The 20,069-nt window shown below is 59.0% G+C and carries 9 protein-coding genes, 2 tRNA genes and 2 pseudogenes; 7 read left to right on the top strand and 6 right to left on the bottom strand.

Annotation, left to right across the window (positions count from 1 at the left end; genetic code table 11):
- Positions 1 to 236: 236 nt before the first annotated feature.
- Positions 237 to 2,063 carry a glutamine--fructose-6-phosphate transaminase (isomerizing) gene (glmS, locus tag ACVMB1_RS41090; protein ID WP_456849759.1) on the bottom strand — a complete coding sequence of 609 codons (1,827 nt, stop codon included), beginning with the start codon at positions 2,061 to 2,063 and terminating at the stop codon, positions 237 to 239.
- A gap of 1,368 nt (positions 2,064 to 3,431) precedes the next feature.
- Here glmS and gmd point away from each other — a divergent pair.
- Together gmd and fcl are read left to right on the top strand one after the other, a co-directional pair.
- The gene (gene gmd / locus ACVMB1_RS41085; protein ID WP_456849757.1) at positions 3,432 to 4,517 is read left to right on the top strand and encodes a GDP-mannose 4,6-dehydratase; all 1,086 of its coding nucleotides are present in this window, start codon (positions 3,432 to 3,434) and stop codon (positions 4,515 to 4,517) included.
- On the top strand, positions 4,498 to 5,454 hold the full coding sequence (gene fcl / locus ACVMB1_RS41080; RefSeq protein ID WP_456849755.1) for a GDP-L-fucose synthase: 957 nt from the start codon (positions 4,498 to 4,500) through the stop codon (positions 5,452 to 5,454). Before gmd ends, fcl begins: the two co-directional genes overlap by 20 nt.
- A 292-nt stretch (positions 5,455 to 5,746) precedes the next feature.
- Here the strand turns inward: fcl and ACVMB1_RS41075 are convergent, their stop codons facing one another.
- Together ACVMB1_RS41075 and ACVMB1_RS41070 are read right to left on the bottom strand one after the other, a co-directional pair.
- The gene (locus ACVMB1_RS41075; protein ID WP_456849946.1) at positions 5,747 to 6,871 is read right to left on the bottom strand and encodes an MFS transporter; all 1,125 of its coding nucleotides are present in this window, start codon (positions 6,869 to 6,871) and stop codon (positions 5,747 to 5,749) included.
- A gap of 1,003 nt (positions 6,872 to 7,874) precedes the next feature.
- Positions 7,875 to 8,765, bottom strand: coding sequence for a sulfite exporter TauE/SafE family protein (locus ACVMB1_RS41070; RefSeq protein WP_057018041.1), 891 nt, complete (start codon positions 8,763 to 8,765; stop codon positions 7,875 to 7,877).
- 265 nt (positions 8,766 to 9,030) lie between these two features.
- Between ACVMB1_RS41070 and ACVMB1_RS41065 the strand changes: the two genes are divergently transcribed.
- A complete protein-coding gene (locus ACVMB1_RS41065) occupies positions 9,031 to 9,231 on the top strand; it encodes a hypothetical protein (RefSeq protein ID WP_456849753.1) in 201 nt (66 codons plus the stop codon).
- Between the two features lie 221 nt (positions 9,232 to 9,452).
- Here ACVMB1_RS41065 and ACVMB1_RS41060 read toward each other — a convergent pair.
- A pseudogene (locus tag ACVMB1_RS41060) lies at positions 9,453 to 12,546 on the bottom strand (efflux RND transporter permease subunit).
- Positions 12,547 to 13,374: 828 nt separating this feature from the next.
- Between ACVMB1_RS41060 and ACVMB1_RS41055 the strand changes: the two are divergent.
- A tRNA-Ile gene (locus tag ACVMB1_RS41055) sits at positions 13,375 to 13,450 on the top strand.
- Between the two features lie 384 nt (positions 13,451 to 13,834).
- On the opposite strand, the gene ACVMB1_RS41050 is transcribed toward ACVMB1_RS41055, so the two are convergent.
- Positions 13,835 to 14,419 (bottom strand): hypothetical protein, encoded by a 585-nt coding sequence (locus ACVMB1_RS41050; RefSeq protein ID WP_456849751.1) that lies wholly within the window; start codon positions 14,417 to 14,419, stop codon positions 13,835 to 13,837.
- 1,009 nt (positions 14,420 to 15,428) lie between these two features.
- Here ACVMB1_RS41050 and ACVMB1_RS41045 point away from each other — a divergent pair.
- A pseudogene (locus ACVMB1_RS41045) lies at positions 15,429 to 16,433 on the top strand (tyrosine-type recombinase/integrase); the annotation flags it as partial.
- Positions 16,434 to 16,622: 189 nt separating this feature from the next.
- On the opposite strand, the gene ACVMB1_RS41040 reads toward ACVMB1_RS41045, so the two are convergent.
- A tRNA-Glu gene (locus ACVMB1_RS41040) sits at positions 16,623 to 16,697 on the bottom strand.
- A 585-nt stretch (positions 16,698 to 17,282) separates the two neighbouring features.
- Between ACVMB1_RS41040 and ACVMB1_RS41035 the strand changes: the two genes are divergently transcribed.
- Complete coding sequence (locus ACVMB1_RS41035) at positions 17,283 to 17,735, top strand: (2Fe-2S)-binding protein (protein ID WP_028333166.1); 453 nt, start codon at positions 17,283 to 17,285, stop codon at positions 17,733 to 17,735.
- Position 17,736: 1 nt separating this feature from the next.
- Positions 17,737 to 20,052, top strand: coding sequence for a xanthine dehydrogenase family protein molybdopterin-binding subunit (locus ACVMB1_RS41030; protein ID WP_076827925.1), 2,316 nt, complete (start codon positions 17,737 to 17,739; stop codon positions 20,050 to 20,052).
- Positions 20,053 to 20,069: the final 17 nt, after the last annotated feature.

Here is a 20,069-nt window from a genome sequence, read left to right as displayed (position 1 = left end):
CGAGGGCGCCCATGCGTCAATCACGAATGGAATCGGCTAAGTTCGCCTACTGAAGCGATCCGATCGCTTCCTTCCGATAGCGGTTAGGGTCAACCAGAGTGGCTTCCAGATCGCAGTCTCGATAAGTTCGGCGGGCGCGGCGAGCAGCGAGCAGTCGTCAATAGGAGTCACGACGACATGTTTATTGCATCCGCGGAACTACCCGCAGGACAGCATATCGACGCTGCCGCGGCCATCTATTCAACTGTGACCGATTTGGCAAGATTGCGCGGCTGATCCACGTCCGTCCCCATAACGACGGCGGTATGATAAGCTAACAATTGTACCGCGACGGCATAAACCATGGGCGTAAAGCTTGCAGCCATATCTGGTAAAACAATGGTCATAAGCGTATCCACCGTCGCCTCCAAGGCGCCCCTTGCATCGGTGATCAAGATGATGTTGCCGCCTCGAGCGGCGACTTCTTGCATGTTCGAGACGGTTTTCTCGAAGACCCCGTCGTAGGGCGCGATCACCACGACGGGCACTGTCTCATCGATCAATGCAATCGGTCCATGCTTGAGTTCGCCGGCGGCGTAGCCTTCTGAGTGGATATAGGAGATTTCTTTCAGCTTGAGCGCGCCCTCCAAGGCCAGGGGCGCCGATGTGCCTCGGCCGAGATAGAGCACGTCGCTCGACTTGGCAACATCACGCGCGAGTTTCTCGATCTGCGGCTCGACCAACAGCGCTGCAGCAATCAGCCGCGGCACTTCGATAAGTTCGCGTACAAGCCTCGATTCATCGATCTCGGATAGCTTACCGCGCTCTTTGGCTGCTGCGACGGCAAGGATCGCCATCACCGCCAGCTGGCAGACGAATGCCTTGGTGGAGGCCACGCCGATTTCTGGACCCGCTAGCGTCGGCAGCACGGATTCACTCTCGCGCGCGATAGTCGACGTCGGGACATTGACCACGGATATCGTGTGTTGGCCCTGGCTCTTGGCATAGCGCAACGCGGCCAGTGTGTCGGCCGTTTCCCCGGACTGCGAGATGACGATCGCGAGATCGCCCCGGCGCAAAGGCGACTCCCTGTAGCGGAACTCGGACGCCACGTCGACTTCGACAGGCAGGCGGGCCAGCCGTTCAAACCAGTATTTGGCAATGTAGCCAGCATAGCTCGCCGTGCCGCACGCTGTAATTGAGATGCGCTGAATAGAATTGAAGTCGAACGGTAGTGTGAGCGGCAGGACTACGCGCTCGGCTGCCATATCGAGATAATGCGCCAGTGTCTGTCCGACCATGGTCGGCTGCTCGTGGATTTCCTTTGCCATGAAGTGACGATAGTTCGCCTTGTCCACCAGGAGTGACGACGCGCCAGGCTTGGATGTTTCCCGATGGACGACAGTCCCGTCTGCGCCATAGATCACGCAGACCGCGCGGGTAAGCACGGCGCAGTCGCCGTCCTCAAGGTAAGTAATGGCATCGGTCAAGGGCGCGAGTGCGATCGCGTCCGATCCTAAATACACTTCGCCAGGACCATGCCCGATCGCAAGGGGCGATCCCTTGCGCGCACCGATCAAAAGATCCTCATGGCCTTTGAACAGAAATGCCAGAGCGAAAGCTCCGCGCAGCCGTGGCAGCGAGGCTTGTACCGCATCCTGCGGCGAGTAGCCATTCTTGAGGTAGGATTCGACGAGATGCGCCACCACCTCGGTATCCGTCTCTGAGCTAAAATGAGCTCCATTCCGCTCCAGTTCGGCTCGCAGCGCGTGGAAATTTTCAATGATACCGTTGTGAACGACCGCGACATTTTCCGTCGCATGCGGATGAGCATTACTCTCGGTCGGTTTTCCATGAGTTGCCCAGCGGGTGTGACCAATGCCGCTATGACCCGACGGCGGACAATGGCGTAGCCGTTCCTCAAGGTTTCTCAACTTACCTTTAGCGCGCCGGCGCTCGATACGGAGACCCTCGAGCGTCGCTAGGCCAGCGGAGTCATAGCCACGATATTCCAGTCGCTTCAGCGAAGCGACCAATTGCCCAGCGACCGGACCACGCGCCAAGATGCCGACTATTCCACACATATTGATCGATACAGCCCATGTTCAAAGAGTCAGGCGTTCCCACAGAGGGACCCATGGAATCTGCCTACCCGACGGTGATAGGTATCAAGCTCTCAATTTATTGCGGCTTCATGTATCGCCGCATTCGCAAGTGCGGGCTCGGTCTATTTCAACCATCATCGCTTTCTCCGGCCACGGTCTGCTTTTGGTTGTCTCCATCGAATACAAACAGCGATGACTGCGAATGGCGTGCCTCCTTAGAGGTGAGCCCGATATGCGGGCACGGTTGGTGGCTGAGTTCGGTATCCAATCCCGACACAAACAGACTCTTCGCTCGAAGGCGACGGCAACTGTCACCATCGCGTGGTATGCCCGCTGCGAGGATAGATCGCGCAAGCGGCTAGGCTTCATGGATTGAGGAACTTTGGCCAGATCGGCAGACTATTCATTCCAGAGTGAAGCGTCATGTCCTATTTGGCTCATCATCCTGATGAGCCACTCACGACTCTTCAGCTCAAATCCCAACAAAGCGAGCGGCGACGCGGCCGATCCGGTTAGCAGCCGACGCGGGAGCAACGGTCCCGACGCCTCACTGAGGATCTCCTCGAGAACCCTGCACCGGCCGTGCTCCTTCGGGCTGCTAGAAGGATGCGGCCTCACCGTGCTTTCCACATGTCTGCTACCGGTGTATCACACAGCGGCTCTCGCGTGGATCGTCTTTGTCGTTACTCGTCGGGATATGAGACTAGACGATTGCATCGAACTCTCTATTGTACGAACGTAAGCTATCGATATCGAAATGTTCGAAGAACTATACCAACGTTTGCCATTCTTTCTTATTCGGTCTTGCGTCGGTTTACACTTATTGAAAGGAGCGCTAGGCCGACGACCCTATTGACCAGATTGCGTGCTCTGTTCGGAAGTCAAAGGTACGGGAGCTTTGTAGAATACGATATCGAGGCCCAAGCTCATTGTGTGCTTGCATGGCGTAATTCCGGTAAGGGCGTCGGCAACTGCACCTCAGCAAACCACTCCGCCGGCTATGGCGAGACTACGCGAATATAACGTGCGCAAGATAGACAAGGAACATGGACCATCGGCGTCATCTCGTTGGAAACATCGCCCGAGCAGTATCCGGCTGCGCGTGATGGCGTTTGTCGTCCGGCTTGTTCGGTCAGGATGTGGACATTCAACTCAGTGGTCCCGCTCTCCAGTCGAGTAAATCAACGTATATAGTGCGCATTTCTATATGATGTGTATGACTAAAGCTAATGATCGTTCTCCTCTAATTGCGGGTGGTGCGCGCTTGCGCATCTAGATATCACGAGAAAGCGCTCCGCAACGCGCGTTTCAAGGAGCGCTTTCTTTCCAGCGCAACTAAGAGAGACCATGGCGGCTCAGGACTCAAAGCGGCGCGTTGCGCTGATCACCGGCGTGACCGGGCAGGACGGCGCGTATCTCGCCGAGTATCTGCTCGGTCTCGGCTACACAGTGCACGGGATCAAGCGCCGGTCGTCCTCGTTCAACACCGCGCGCGTCGACCATCTCTACCAGGATCCGCACGCCGGCAACGTGCCGTTCCTAATGCACTATGGCGACATGACCGATTCGACCAATCTGATCCGCCTGGTGCAGCAGATCCGGCCGACCGAGATCTATAACCTCGCCGCCCAGAGCCACGTCCAGGTCAGTTTCGAGAGCCCGGAATACACCGCCAACGCCGACGCGATCGGCGTGCTGCGCCTCTTGGAGGCAATCCGCATCCTCGGCATGGAAAAGGAAACGCGGTTCTACCAGGCCTCGACCTCGGAGCTTTACGGGCTCGTGCAGGAGGTGCCGCAGAAGGAGACCACGCCATTCTACCCGCGCTCGCCCTATGGCGTCGCCAAGCTCTACGGCTACTGGATCACGGTGAACTACCGTGAGGCCTACGGCATGTTCGCCAGCAACGGCATCCTGTTCAACCATGAGAGCCCGATCCGCGGCGAGACCTTCGTGACGCGCAAGATCACCCGCGCAGTCGCCCGCATCGAGGTCGGCCTCGAGAACAAACTCTATCTCGGCAATCTCGACGCCAAGCGCGACTGGGGCCACGCCCGCGACTATGTCGAGGGCATGCACAGGATCCTGCAGGTCGACGAGCCCGGCGACTTCGTGCTCGCGACCGGCGAGACGCGGTCGGTCCGCAAATTTGTCGAGCTGGCGTTTGCCGAGGTCGGCCGCAGCATCGAATGGCGCGGCAAGGGCGTCGAGGAGGTCGGTGTCGACAAGGCGTCCGGCAATACCCTGGTGCAGATCGATCCGACCTATTTCCGCCCGACCGAGGTCGATCTTCTGATCGGCGACGCCAGCAAGGCGCGCGCCAAGCTCGGCTGGGCGCCGAAGACGCCGTTCGCGCAGCTGGTGAAGGAAATGGTCGCCAGCGATCTCGTCGAGGCCAGGCAGGACGCGGCCAATGGCAAGCACGGCGTTTGAGCTGAAGGGCAAGACCGTCTTCGTTGCCGGCCATCGCGGCATGGTCGGCTCGGCGCTGATGCGCCGGCTGGCGCGCGAGGAGGCCGATCTCCTGACGGTGTCGCGCAGCAAGGTCGACCTGCGCGACCAAACCGCGGTCAACGCCTGGTTTGCCGCGAAGCGGCCGCAGGCCGTGTTCCTCGCCGCAGCCAAGGTCGGCGGCATCGTCGCCAACAACACGCTGCGGGCCGAATTTCTCTACGACAATCTGGCGATCTCGAGCAACGTGGTCCAGGCAGCGCACGCCAATGGCTGCGAGAAGCTGATGTTCTTCGGCTCGTCCTGCATCTATCCGCGCCTGGCACCGCAGCCGCTGCGCGAGGATTCGATGCTGACCGGCCCGCTGGAGCCGACCAACGAGCCCTATGCCATCGCCAAGATCGCCGGCATCAAGATGGCCGAGGCCTATCGCAGCCAGTACGGCGCCGATTTCATCAGCGTGATGCCGACCAATCTCTACGGCCCCGGCGACAATTATCACCCCGAATACAGCCACGTCGTAGCCGCGCTGATCCGCCGCTTCCACGAGGCCAAGGTTTCGGGCGCGGGCAACGTCGCGGTGTGGGGCACCGGCACGCCGCGCCGCGAATTCCTCTATGTCGACGATCTCGCCGACGCCTGCGTCCATCTGATGAAGACCTATTCCTCGCCCGAACTGGTCAATATCGGCACCGGCGAGGACATCACCATTGCCGAATTCGCACTCATGGTCGCGGCCGCCGTCGGTTTTCGTGGTGAGATCAGCTTCGACACGTCGCGCCCGGACGGCACGCCGCGCAAGCTGCTCGACGTCGGCCGACTGGCGCGGCTCGGCTGGCGCGCCACCACCTCGCTGGAGGACGGCATTCAGCTAGCGTACCGGGCGTATCTCGCCGACAGCAAATGGACGGTACCTTAGTGAACTGGTAGTCCCGACAGCGGCTGCAAGCAGACCCATCCGAGCATCAGCGGACATTGGATATTCCAGCCTGGCCCAACGGCATTCATCAACAACAGCGCTCAGTTGGATGTCCGATCACCCGAGTGACTCGCATATCCTAGTTACGGCTCAGCCAACCAACTTGCAGGAAAAGAAGAATGGCCGTGATCGAGGCGTAGCGTTCTACTGCTAAAGTTTTAGACCTGATCGACGCTCAGCCTCTAACGCCGTCCCCCGTCTCTCTCGACTAACGAGCCTTAACGCCCCTCTGTCACACCATCCGTGCCGACAACGTGACGACGCACATGAGCGCACCCAACATCGCGAACGCCAAAGGCAAGCCAGTCATGTGTGCGACGAGCCCGATGCCAGCGGGACCCACCAGTATACCCGCGTAGCCAGCTGTCGTGATGACCGCGATCGCAACGCCTACCGGCATCACCTTCTGTTTGCCGGCGCGTCGACACAGTACGGGTACAACATTTGAAATGCCCAATCCAATAAGCAGGAACCCCGCCATGGCAATCAACGCTACCGGCGCGGCGACCACAGCCAAGAAACCTATCATGATCGGCAGAGTTCCGAGCATCAATGTGGCACGGTCGCCGATTCGCTCCACAACGGCATCTCCGCCGAGGCGCCCTGCGGTCATTGCGATGGCGAAAAGCATACATCCAAGACCTCCGTGCGCCTCCGTGAGAAGATCTTCCCCAACGAGAAGCAAAGCGCTCCAATCAAGCATTGCACCTTCGACAAGAAAAGTGATAGCCGCGAGCGCCGCTATTAGCAGCACACTGCGATGGGGCAAGACAAACAATGGCCCCTGCTGTCTCAAGCTCGTTGCAGTCAACCGCGGCCAGGCCGACACTATCGCGATCATCATAAACGTCGAACAGACCAACGTCGAAGAAAGTGAACTAAGCTGAAGCGAGAGAAACAGGGTCACGGCAGCAGAGCCGGTGAATTCTCCAATGCTGTAATGGGCATGGAAACCGGACATCAACGGACGGCCGGTGGCTCGCTCCAATTCGATCGCATAGATGTTCATGGCTACATCGATCGAACCGAGTGAAACGCCGAAAGCAAACAGCGTGGCACCCAGCGCAAGAGGTGTTCCAGCGATAGCCAACCACGGCAGGATAAGCGCGAGGCCGAGTCCACCCACGAGGATAATGGGCTTGCTGCCGTACCGCGCGTTCGACACGCTGGTCAGAAGCATAGCGAGAACGGATCCTGTTCCGAGACAGAGCAGCAGAAGACCAAGCGTGCGGTCGTCTACCGCGAGCCGCTCCTTGGCAAGCGGCACCAACGGCGCCCACGCCGCGAGGCCGAATCCGGCAACGAAAAACGCAAGCCGCGTCCCAAGCAGGCTGGCAGCCCAATTGGCAGATGGTATCACTGGCACTCCTGAGAGAACGGGCTCGTAAGCGCGGCGCCCCTCACCCTGCGTGCGTGGCCTGCAAGCGGCCGCAACTCGACGATGATGAACTCATGTTGACATTTTCATCTCTGCAAATGCGATGCCATCGCAAAAGCTCGGGCCACCTCAGAAGGTGCGAGCGTCAAATAGGAGTGATCGCCAAGCAACCCGGATGCGTGTTACGGCCTATCTTCGCGGATGAGCAACCGCAACGAGGACGTCAGCCTTTGCCTTTTTCCGACAGTCAGAGGCGTAACAGCTCAATATCCCTTTGTCACAAAGCGTACAAAGTCGTCGGGCGCGCGTCCTTGGGTGTATTTCGAGGAGAAGGCTACGGCTGCCGCGAACACGGCCGCAAGTTCCGCGACAGCACTTGTCGACTCCACCAAGCATTGCCGCTGACGCTAACATCTTTATGAACGCTCGAGCCAGTTCCGATCATGAAGAGGCGCGGATCACAAGGTTGGTGTTCGGATCGTTCAGCTAGCAGCTTAATGCCGACTTTGCATCGCTCCTTGTACGCTCCAGATCAGCAAAATCGGAGCGTTTCACGTACCTGCCCGAAGCTACCGGACAACCTGTGTAAAGTAGGAATGCGCCCGGCTGCTCTTTGGCAGGAGATTCGATGATCGCCGCACAATGAGCGGTGTTGATATCGATGACCGACGAGACGGCGACTCGATGTGCTTGTGTCTCGAGTGTTCCCTTTTCTCGATCAGCGCCCGCGGGCAAACGATCACAAGTATTTCGAATAGCGAGTCGGCAACATCTGCCTCCGACGCTTCAGAACTGAGATTTCAAATTCCCCCGCCTCGAAACACCGGATTGTCGTGGAACAATCAGCCAGTTGTCATGCCCTTATCCTTGGCGCCGACAGGGCCACATCGGCATCGCGCGCAGTCATCGATTGGCTTTGCTTTCGGGCCATTAGGATCCAGGTCGCGCGCGCGTTCGATACTGGGGCGCCCGCCGACATCGTTCAAGCGCTTATATCCGCGGCGCGCCGAGACCGTCGCTCTGACCAGGTCGGACCGTGCGTGGTAAAGAACGAATATAGCAGGCAAACATCGATCAGTATCGTCGCCGACATCACGCTATAAGCCCAGGAGCTCCGCACTAGATCGAGCTCGATCAGCACTCGTGACAGACCGAATCCGACGATCCAGGCATCAAAGCTCATGCAGATGCGTCGGAATATCTCAGGATCAAGCCGGCGCATGGCGTAGGATCCCAGCGGGATGCCGAGCACAACGCTGGGTATAAAGGCATAGAGCAGGCTGCCGCTTTCGGAGATGAACAGGCCTAGCTTGTAATAGACGAAGGCGGTCACGCTCGACTCAACCACGCGAACCAGGGCTAGACCGGCGCGAAATTCACTTCTGACCAGGCCCTGGTTGTTAAACAACATCGCCAAAGGCGGACCGGAGATGGTCGTCACTGAATAGAGGATGCCCAGCATCGAACCGAATGGTAGACCGATCAGCCAGCTAGCTTCGATAGGGCGGCGCCAACCTGCGGCTTGTAGCAGGATCAGGGGCAGTATGATCGTGTAGGTAGCGAATTTGATCCAGCCCGGCTGCAGCGAGGCCAACGCATAGCCGCCAAGCGCAATGCCCGGCAAAAGTCCAAGCAAGATGGGAAACACTCGTCTCCAAATTGCCGGCACGCCCTTCAGATTGATGAGGACGACGTATACGTTGACGAAGACCTCGATGATAACAATGGCGGGGTTGAGAACGCGATTGGTGTAGAAAACCAGCGCAAGAGGCACAGTGAGCGACGAAAACCCGTAGCCGATGGCTCCATTTACAAAGGACGCAAAGCACGTCGTTGCGGCCAGAAAAAACATAGCTGCATCAAACTCAGGCATTTCGATAACTTTCGCACTTCGGAGGGCGTCGGAGCATGTGTCAGGGAATCAGGCCTGAACATTGGCCATCAGGACTGAGGCAGATTCTGGCCTCCCGCTTGGCAGCTCACGCTGCCTCCATCGCGGCAGCGAACGTGGTCATGTGCATCGCTTCAACGTCTGCTCCTTAGTTGAGAAGCCGTGCTGTACTTTCCCACTACCTGACTGTGATCACTCAGCCAATACGACGGCGACGAGGAGAAAGTAATTCTATTACTAGCGGCATTTGGGTAATGGCAATGCCGCCCTCTCATCTAGCGAGCATGAATTCTCTCCGCCCCGCGGCGAGTACGAAATTGAGCGTTCTGCGGCCGTGAACGTCCAGCAATTCGCCGAGGCGGAGCAGCAACGGATCGCCGACGTGTTTTTTGCCGAGCATCTGATGCTCGCCAAGCTCGGCAGCACAGGCATGAAGATCTCGAAATGAAGCCGCCCCAGGCACCTTCGCTCACCACACCGGCGTCGTGAACGATCGCATTTGTTAATGGTTTAGTCCTTCCCGCTGGCGAACGATGGTCGAAACGGGCGCAGCAACCAGGGGTCATCCTTCGAGCCCCTTCCCGAAATTCGGGCCCACCAAATCACCACAGCCGGCGGACAACGATCCAATCTAGGCCAGCAATCTCGTCAACCCGGAGTGGTTTGACATCAATGCTTGGCCAGCTGGGCATTAACGGCTCCCGCGAGGCCACCCTTGTCGTAGCCCGAACTCGCGTCGGCACGGTGATCGGATGCTATCGCAACATAGACCGCCGGCAACACGAAGAGCGTGAACAGCGTGCCGACAGACATACCGGCGACGATCACGAGCCCGATCGAGAAGCGGCTCGCGGCTCCGGCTCCCGTTGCGGTCAATAAGGGTATCAGGCCCGCGACCATCGCCGCCGTAGTCATCAAGATTGGACGAAGTCGGACGCGCGCCGCCATCTCTATCGCCGAGCGACGGTCAAGTCTCTGCCTGAGTTGCAGCTCATTTGCGAACTCAACCATCAGGATGCCGTGCTTGGAAATCAAGCCGACAAGCGTCAGCAATCCGACCTGGGTGTAGATGTTCATCGTCGCCCAGCCAAAGAATAGCGGTATCAAGGCGCCGACGATTGCCATCGGCACACTGATCATAATGATGATGGGATCGCGCAGACTTTCGAACTGCGCCGCAAGCACCAAGAATATGACGATCAGTGCAAATGCGAACGTGATGGCCAGCTGGTTACCCTCGTGCACATATTGCCGGGCGTCCGCAAGGAAGTCGTGGCTGAAGCCTGCAGGCAGCTTCTGTGCCTCCGCCTCCAGGAATTCCACGGCTTGACCGATCGTGACGCCAGGCATCGGCACGGCCTGAAAGGTCGCGCAGTTGAGCTGGTTGTAGTGGGTGAGCGCGTTCGGATCAGTCGCAGTCTCGACCGAGACGACGGTAGACAGCGGAAGCATCGAGGCCGTCGCAGTCTTCACATAATAGTTCCCGATCGCTTCCGGGGCCAGGCGTTTCTCACGCGGCACCTGCGGAATCACCTCGTAGGAGCGACCCTGCAGATTGAAGCGATTGATATAGTTTCCGCCAAGTAGGATGGCGAGCGCGTTACCGACATTCTGCATGGTGATGCCAAGATCGTTGGCCTTGGATCGATCGACCTTGATTCGCACCACCGGCTGGTTGAACTCGAGATCAGAGTCGCTGATCATGAACAGGCCGCTCTTACGTGCGGCGTCCTTCAGTTTCGACATCTGCTCATAGACAGATTGGAAGCCGAGCGTCGAATTGATCACCATCTGCACTGGCAGACCGTCCGATCCGCCCGGAAGTGCCGGCAAGCTAAAAGCAAATGCGTTGATACCTTCGATTTTGGACAGCTCGGCTTGGAGTAGGGACTTAAGAACTATCGACGATCGCTTGCGCTCGTCCCATGGCTTGAGCAACATGCCGGCCATACCCGCCTGCGAACCGCCACTACCATTGAGCACGAAGCTCAAATCGGTCTCGGAAAACTTCCGAAGCGCCTTTTCGAGCTTGGCGCCGTAATAGTCGAGATAGTCAATATTGGCGTATTTCGGCGCCTTGGTTAGTGCGAATACAATCCCTTGATCCTCCTCCGGCGCGAGTTCCTTGGAAGTGTTCACGCAGAGAAAGCCGACGAGGCCCAGCATGGTCACGGCAAACAGCCCGGTAATTGGGCGATAGTCGAGCGAGCGGTCGAGCTTGCGGCCATACCAGCGTGTCATGGCGCCGAACACACGGTTCACAATTCTAGCAAACCGTCCCTCCTCAGCGCCCCTCAGGAAGACCGAGCACATCATGGGCGATAGCGTCAAAGCGATCACGCCCGACACGATCACCGCCCCCGCCAATGTAAACGCGAACTCGCGGAACAGCGCACCGGTGAGGCCACTAAGAAAGCCGATGGGGGCGTATACGGCGGCCAACGTAATCGTCATGGAGACAACGGGGCCAACGATCTCGCGCGCGCCTCTCGCAGCAGCCTGCGGGGGCGGCGCACCTTCTTCTAGATGGCGATGAATGTTCTCTACCACGACGATCGCGTCGTCGACCACGAGACCGATCGCGAGCACCATCGCAAGGAGGGTAAGCAGATTGAACGAAAACCCGAGCGCCAGCATCATGCTGCAGACACCGACGAGCGACAACGGAATAGTGACGACAGGAATGATGACCGACCGCAGCGAGGCCAGGAAAAGGAAGATCACCACCACTACTAATCACGATCGCCTCAATGAGCGTCTTCTCGACTTCATCGATCGACGATTGAATGAATTTGGTAGAGTCGTAAGCCACTTTCATCTTCAGTAATGGCGGCAGGTTACGCTCCATTTCCGGAAACATCGCCCGAACGCCTCGCGCTATGTTTAGCGGATTGCCTTGCGGGCTCGCCCGCACGCCGATGAAGACCGCGTGCTCGCCGTTCATGGAGACGCTGACGTCTGCGGTCTGCGCGGCAAGCTCGATTGTCGCAATATCCTCCATGCGCACGAAGCCGCGGTCTTGAGCTTTGACAATCATGCGCTTGAAGTCATCGACACTCCGCAGGTCGGTGTTTGTCGTGACATCGGAGACAGTGAAATAGCCCTTGGTCTGGCCGGCCGCGGTCTGGAAGTTGTTGGCGGCGATTGCAGCCGAAACATCAGCAGGCGACACGCCGTGCCCCGCCATTTTCGCAGCATCGAGCCATAGCCGCATCGCAAAACTTTGGCCGCCCAGGATGTCTGCCGCCGCGACGCCGTCTACCGTAGACATAATCGGTTGCACGACGCGCGAGAGATAATCGGAGATCGCGCTGGCCGTCAGCTCCTCGCTGGAGAAGGCGATGTACATGACAGCGGTTGCCTGACCGGTTGATTTAGTGACAACCGGATCGTTTGATTCCTTCGGGATCAAATATTTGACTGAGTTGACCTTAGACAGCACCTCGGTGAGTGCCTCATTGGGATCAAAATTGAGCTTGATGTAGGCTTGGATCGTTGAGGTACCGAGCACCGACGAGGAAGTGACGTAGTCGACGCCCTCTGCCGAAGCGACGGCCTGCTCCAGGGGAGTGGTGATGAACCCCTGGATCATGTCGGCGGATGCGCCAGGATAGGATGTCGTGATATTGACGACTGTATTGGATAGCTTGGGATACTGGCGGATCGGTAAAACGGCGGCAGCGCGAAGGCCGATCAGCAGGATCAGGAGACTGACGACGATAGACAACACCGGACGTTTGATGAAAAGCTCGGTAAATGCCATCTCGACTCGCATTCAAAGAGGGTGACGCAAATTCGCGGCCAAGTCGCGCTAGGCCATCGTCATCAAAGGCGACCGCGGCGAAGCCACTATTATGAGGGAAGCGGAAACGGGTGCTCTAAAGGCTTACATGCTTCCCAAGCAGAGAGCTCAATCCTCCGCTTCTTGCATCCTGGTTGCTTGGATTAACTCAGCCCCGCCGTTCGGATCGCAGATCGCGATCTCGAACAAGAAGCACCTTCGCAAGATCAAGACCCATGTCTTTTTGCGCACAATCACCTGAGGTCCACCTCAAGATGTGGACGAGCGCTCACGTGTTTCCATTTAATCTTGTCCTTAGGTCTGAATGGGACTCAACTGCTTCCGGCAGCGATTCAAGTGAGCTTAAAGGCTTCGCCCGTTCAATCGAATGCCCAGCTTCAACATCGAAACTAGAAACAACGTGACGGATGCACAACTCTACAAAGGTAAGTGAGTGATATCGAATGGGCTGCAAACCCTATACCAAGGTTTGTCAAAACGAACTCTGATCACTACCGCGCGAGACTTGTGGCGTTGCCAGACAGAAAGCTCGCGGTCCGTTTTAGCTGACTGAAGTGAGTCGGTGACTTTGCCGCAGAATGAGCGGCCTGCTAATTCTACGCACGTCGCGCGCTTACAGGATGACGCATGACAACTGCGCCAAAGCAGGCTTGAAGGTCGAATTTAAGCTTCAGAGAACGGAAAGGAAAACCTGCGGAAAAGTCCGAAGCGCGGGCGCGGAAGCGTGGCTCAACCTTGCCGGAGCGCCAGACAAATTGTAAACGATGCTGCGCCGTCGTCTCAGCAGCGGGGCCTGTAGCTCAATGGTTAGAGCCGTCCGCTCATAACGGACTGGTTGCAGGTTCGAGTCCTGCCAGGCCCACCAGACGACACACGCACGCACGCGGAGACACCTGGCGCCGACGATCTTCCGCGAGCAGCGATCCTGCTCTTTGCGCCATTCCTCTGACATCACGTTATAGATTGTATTGTCGATCCGGCCGTCGAGCTTGTCGACATGCATGGCGCAGGCGTCGCGTCAGACGGTCGTATTCGGCTTGCAGCCACTACGTACCCGTCGTCAGTACACAAGCGGCCTGTTGCCCCCAATACGATATCAAATTAACACCATAGTTGGTCTCACCTATGAATTCGTCGAACGCTAATCTTTCATGCTTCTCGAACCCTACGTAGTTGAAGTATTCGTCAAACACGATAACGCATCCCGGACGAATCTGAGACTTGAGACCCGTAAAAATACTTCTTGTGCTTAAATATATATGTCGCAATCGACGTGGATGAACGCAATGGCTAGCTCGCGCTGAGCAAACGCCGGAATCGTCTCATCAAACAGACCAACAACAAGCTCTACGTTCTCCGGAACGTCAGGCGCCTTACCTCCGCGATCGAAGTCCACTGGAAGGTATCCGTCCCAGCGCTCCGGGAGGCCAATAAAGCTATCAAAGCCATAAAACTTCCGCTCTGGAAATCGCTCGGCCATGGTGCTGATGGTGTAACCGCTATAGACGCCGAACTCGAGGACAACACCCGCACCCGCTTTTGACAAGGCATCAAACCTGAACTCATCATGATCGGCAAAAAACACAGCATCGGCCATTTCTGTACGGATTATCTCAATGGCTTGTTCCTGCGCAATCACAGACAAAGTACGAAACAAGCTATGGTTTGTTCTGGGTAGCCCGTGCATTTCCGCAGCAGTTACAAGTTTGCGCAGGTGTTCATTTGCAACGTCCTGCTTGCTAAGCATTGTCGACAAAGCTTCGGCAACCTCGCTGGAGGATCTTGCTAGCCTATCAATTGCCGCCAATAGGCGATCATCAACCGTTTCTTCCATCGCGTCATTCCTTTGACTACGCAAAGATCAATTGCTCTCGCCGATCCCAACGAATTCATCTCATTGATCCTCGGAGAAGCGGTAACTTTCAAAGAAGCATTTCTTGGCCAAGTAGCCGGCTTTTCGGCGCCGACCCTCGAGCGGCATCCAATTTTCACCAGGCTCTGCAATGCCTGGTCTAGTGACCAGTCGTTGGTCCGTGCACGCGCAAGACGTCGCGTCCCAGTTGGTAGATGGATCCCGCAAGGTCCGTGTCGTCCAACGAGGGAGCCAGATGGAAATCCGTCGGGCCTACACGAAGTACGAACCGCAATCAGCAGCCCGCACCTAGAGTCGGGCGGCATCAAGTTCAGGCGTTAGGCCGGCAAGATTTTGGAAAGTGATCAGGATCTAGAATCAGGCTGATCTCCTACATGTGTGCTGCGGGCTTTGACGCAGGCCGCCGTCGGCGGAGCGGAACGAAAGGCTCAATATTGGTGACCGCGCCATAGCACCTGCCGTCTTGTGTTGCCGTCGATGACCTCATCGGCGATCTGGTGTGTACGTGTTATTCATCCCTACCAACCAGCAGCGTTCGGTCCTGATTGTCACATCCGCTCTTGCGACCCATGCCTTCCTGACCGACCTGCTCGCGGGAGCCTCTTCCGTTCCTTCACAGAGGCCCGACATTCATCGACGAGAATTTTGAGGCTGAACACGCATTGTCCCGTGCTACCATCCGATTTCTGCGCCACTGCACGCATGGGCTTCCGAATCGGACCGCGCGCCCTTGCTTGGACGAGCCAAGCACCTTCATGTTGCGATGCACAGATCGGCGGAATGGATCGCCTGTCATAGGGCATCGCGATGCCACGGCAAACAGCGCTACCGCCATCACTGGCACCACGGCTCATCAGTCGCGAGGCCGCCGCCGCGTACGTCTGCGTGTCACCCAACACCTTTGATGAGATGGTGAAGAACGGCCAAATGCCCCGAGCACGATTGCTCGGGGAGCGGCGTCGGGCTTGGGATGTCCGTCAACTTGACATCGCCATTGATGAACTGCCTTCCGATGGCAATAATACCCGCGTTGACGACACGTGGAAGGATATCGATGCCCCGCAAGCTGCCGCTTCACGTCGAGCGTAATCACGTCAAGGGCCATACGTATCTATCCTTTCGACGTGGGAAAGGACCTCGCTCTCGTCTGCCGAACGACCCCACGAGCGAAGAATTTATGGTGGCATACCAAGCCGCGTTGCTCGGCCAATTCGTACCGGTCCGAGATCGGTTTGTGCCGGCCGCGCCTGGCACTATCGCGGCGCTCATCGCCTCCTACATGAAGAGCGCCGAATACGTTGGCCTCCGTGACACGAGCAAGACGGGCTACATTGGCCGTCTTGAGACGCTCCGGATCGAACACGGTCATCGCACGGTCGCCGGGCTCTCGCGCGAGCGCATCATCACTGGCATTCTTCAACCCTATGCGAATCGCCCAGGTGCGGCACTCGATACACTGAAGAAGCTCCGGATACTGATTCGTCACGCGATCAATATCGGATGGCTGAAGCATGATCCGTCATTGGGTATCAAGCGGCCGAAGATCAAGAAAATTCGGTCGTGGACCGACGACGAAATTGAGCAATTCAAAAAATGCTGGCCGCTCGGGACCAAGCAGCGCACTGCGTTTCACCTGTTCCTCAATCTGGGTCAGCGTCGCTCCGACGTAGTCAGGATGGCGCAGACGCACATCACGCCAGAGCGCAAGATCAGGATAAAGCAACAGAAGACTGGGCGCGAGCTCCTCATCCCGTTGCATCGGGACACCGTCGAAGCGCTCAACGCATATGACATGCAACGCGTCGTGATCATTACGACTGCTTATGGCAAGTCCTTCACCGTTGATGGTTTCAGTGGATGGATGCGCGACGCTATCTCGAAGGCCGGACTGCCTCTCGATTGCAAGCCGCACGGTCTACGGAAAGCCGCCGGACGTTTGCTCGCCGAAGCCGGCGCAACGGCGAAGATGATCATGTCTGTCCTCGGACACACGACGCTAGCTGAAGCTGAGCGCTATACGGAGGAGGCTGATCAGGCGGCCCTCGCTGAAGACGCGGTGATCAAGCTTGAAGGACGGAACGCGAACAGGATTTCCCAAACCGCTTCCGCAGGTTTGGGGAAAACGCCGAAAACGAAAGGGAAATCAAGTCGAAAGGTCTCAGGCTGGCGCTCCCTAGGGGAATCGAACCCCTGTTTCAGCCTTGAGAGGGCCGCGTCCTAACCGCTAGACGAAGGGAGCGTTGAGAGGCAAGGCAATAGCCTTGAAATCCGGCCGCCGCAAGATGCCTTGTGCATTGCGGCGGGGATTTTGTCACGCATGCTTTACGAACGCCCCCGGGAGCATCCGGCGCCATAGCGCTGGATTCCGGGTTCATCGCCGCGCGATGCCCCCAGTGCGCAATCGCGCACCGGGGACGGCGGTGCCGGGCGAGATGCCGCGCGTGCCTTTGCCCGAGCGCGTCGCACCTGCACGCGACAGTGGCACCGCCCTCGCGATTGCATGATGGCCACCCTGAGATGTCATGTCGTCGTCGTGCACGGCCCTGCTTTCGCCAAATGGCAATGCAAAACACTTGGCTGTGAAGTCACCCGGCGTCCGTCTCTGCTAACATCGCAGCCCTTCACCATGCTGCGCCCCGCACGGCGCCGGACAAGCGAGAGGAGTGCTTGGAACAAAGCGCAAGCGCTTGACGGCCTTGGCGCACGGCAGATTTGGCTCACGAATATCTTGGCACAACAAACATCAGCGCGGTCGCAGGCCATGGAAGACGTTCCGCACCTCGCGCCGCACAGGTCAATAGCTTAAGCAGAGCGAGGACAGACCATGATCAAACTAAAAATCAACGGCCAGGAACAGAATTGGGACGGCGACCCGGATCTTTCGCTGCTCTGGTATCTCCGTGACGAAGCAGGCCTCACGGGCACCAAGTTCGGCTGCGGCCAGGCGCTGTGCGGCGCCTGCACCGTGATCGTCGACAAGGAGGCGGTTCGCGCCTGCATCACCTCGGTGTCCGACGTCGTCGGCCGCGAGGTCACCACCATCGAGGGGCTGCATCCGACCGGCGACCATCCGGTGCAGAAGGCCTGGCGCCAGGTCAACGTGCCGCAGTGCGGCTACTGCCAGGCCGGCCAGATCATGCAGGCCGCGGCGCTGCTGGACCAGAACCCGAAGCCCAGCCACGACCAGATCCGCGAAGCCATGGCGGGCAATATCTGCCGCTGCGGCTGCTACCAGCGGATCGAGAATGCCGTCCATCTCGCATCGACGGGGGTGTGACATGAATATCCGCACCAATCCCAGCAAGCTTCGCGGCTTCGAGAAGCACGTGAAGGTCGAGAACGTTTCGCGCCGCAGCATCCTCAAGGGGCTCGGCATCGCCGGCTCTTTCGTGCTCGCCGCGCCCGTGATGACGCGCCAGGCGTTCGCCTATGAAACCGGCGCCGGCAAGATGCCGCACGGCGTCGTGGTCGACCCGCGCGTGTTCGTCGCGATCGCCCCCGACGGCATCGTCACCATCCTGGCGCACCGCTCCGAGATGGGCACCGGCGTCCGCACCAGCCTGCCCTTGATCGTCGCCGAGGAAATGGAGGCCGACTGGTCGCGCGTCCATGTCCAACAGGCGCATGGCGACGAGGTCAAGTTCGGCAACCAGGACACCGACGGCTCGCGCAGCACGCGGCACTATCTGATCCCGATGCGCCAGATCGGCGCCTCGGCGCGCTCGATGCTGGAAGCCGCCGCCGCCAAGAAATGGGGCGTGCCGGTCACCGAGGTGAAGGCGCAGAACCACGAGGTGGTGCACAGCGCGAGCGGCCGCAAGGCAGGCTTCGGCGAACTCGCGGCCGACGCCGCAAAGGAGTCGGTGCCGAGCGTCGAGGGCCTCAAGCTGAAGGACCCCAAGGACTTCCGCTATCTCGGCAAGGGCCAGGTCTCGATCGTCGACCTGCACGACATCACCACCGGCAAGGCGCATTACGGCGCCGATGTCCGGCTGCCCGGCCTGAAATACGCCGTCATCGCGCGTCCGCCGGTCACCGGCGGCAAGCTCAAGTCGTTCGACGACAGCGCGGCCAAGAAGGTGCCGGGCGTCGAGAAGGTGATGGAGGTCAAGGGCTGGCCCTGGCCGTCCAAGTTCCAGCCGCTCGGCGGCGTGGCCGTGATTGCGCGCAACACGGGTGCTGCGATCAAGGGCCGCGACGCGCTGAAGATCGTCTGGGACGACGGCGCCAACGCCAAATACGACTCCATCACCTATCGTGCCTCGCTCGAGGAAGCCGCGCGCAAGCCCGGCCTCGTGGTGCGCAAGGAAGGCGACGTCGATGCGGCGCTGAAGGGCGCCGACAAGGTGATCACGGGCGAGTACTATTTGCCGCATCTCGCCCATGTCAGCATGGAGCCGCCGGTCGCGGTGGCCGACGTCAAGGGCGACAAGGCCACGATCTGGGCGCCGGTGCAGAGCCCCGGCGGCACCCGCGAGGACGTCGCCAAGACGCTCGGCATTCCCGAGGACAATGTCACCGTCAACGTGACGCTGCTCGGCGGCGGCTTCGGCCGCAAGTCGAAATGCGACTTCGCGCTCGAGGCGGCATTGCTGTCGAAGGAGCTCGGCGCGCCGGTCAAGGTGCAGTGGACCCGTGAGGACGACGTGCATCACGACTTCCTGCACACCGTCTCGGTGGAACGGATCGAGGCCGGTCTCGACAAGAGCGGCAAGGTGATTGCGTGGCGGCACCGCAGCGTGGCGCCAACCATCGCCTCGACCTTCGCCGCCGGCGCCAATCACGAGGCGCCGTTCGAGCTCGGCATGGGCCTGATCGACAACCCGTTCGAGATCGCCAACCTGCAGTGCGAGAATCCGGAAGCGGCCGCGTTCACGCGGATCGGCTGGTTCCGCTCGGTCTCCAACATCCCGCGCGCCTTCGCGGTGCAATCCATGGTCGGGGAAATCGCGCATGCGACGGGCCGCGACCAGAAGGAGATGCTGCTGGAGCTGATCGGAAGCCCGCGGATCGTCAACCTCTCCTCGGTGAAGGATCCCTGGAACTACGGCGAGCCCTATGACAGCTACCCAATCGACACCGCGCGCTTGCGCAAGGTGGTCGAGCTGGTCGCCGAGAAGGGCGAGTGGGGCCGCAAGGTGCCGAAGGGCCACGGCCTCGGCATCGCGGTGCACCGCTCGTTCGTCAGCTACATCGCGACCATCGTCGAGGTGGCGGTCGACGACAAGGGCAAGTTCTCGGTGCCGCGGGTCGACACCGCGATCGATTGCGGCACCTATGTCAATCCGGAACGGATCCACTCGCAGATCGAGGGTGCCGCGATCATGGGGCTGAGTCTGGCCAAATACGGCGAGATCAGCTTCAAGGACGGCAAGGTGCAGCAGGGCAATTTCGACGACTTCCCGGTGATCCGGATGGACGAGTCGCCTGTGATCACCAACGTCTACATCGTGCCGCCCGGCGCGGACACCCCGCCGAGCGGCGTCGGCGAGCCCGGCGTGCCGCCGTTCGCGCCGGCATTGATCAACGCGATCTTTGCCGCGACCGGAAAGCGCATCCGCGCCCTTCCGATCGGCAAGCAGCTGGAGACCTGAAGCTGGAACGTCGGACG

This window comes from Bradyrhizobium sp. USDA 4504, assembly GCF_054063995.1.
The sequence above is the reverse complement of the archived record's forward strand: the minus strand, read 5'-3'. Positions and strand labels throughout refer to the sequence as shown.

Bases quoted from the DNA above. Each gene is read 5' to 3' on its own strand.
- glmS (WP_456849759.1), bottom strand. From the start codon at position 2,063: ATGTGTGGAATAGTCGGCATCTTGGCGCGTGGTCCGGTCGCTGGGCAA.
- gmd (WP_456849757.1), top strand. From the start codon at position 3,432: ATGGCGGCTCAGGACTCAAAGCGGCGCGTTGCGCTGATCACCGGCGTG.
- fcl (WP_456849755.1), top strand. From the start codon at position 4,498: ATGGCAAGCACGGCGTTTGAGCTGAAGGGCAAGACCGTCTTCGTTGCC.
- ACVMB1_RS41070 (WP_057018041.1), bottom strand. From the start codon at position 8,765: ATGCCTGAGTTTGATGCAGCTATGTTTTTTCTGGCCGCAACGACGTGC.
- ACVMB1_RS41050 (WP_456849751.1), bottom strand. From the start codon at position 14,419: ATGGAAGAAACGGTTGATGATCGCCTATTGGCGGCAATTGATAGGCTA.
- ACVMB1_RS41035 (WP_028333166.1), top strand. From the start codon at position 17,283: ATGATCAAACTAAAAATCAACGGCCAGGAACAGAATTGGGACGGCGAC.
- ACVMB1_RS41030 (WP_076827925.1), top strand. From the start codon at position 17,737: ATGAATATCCGCACCAATCCCAGCAAGCTTCGCGGCTTCGAGAAGCAC.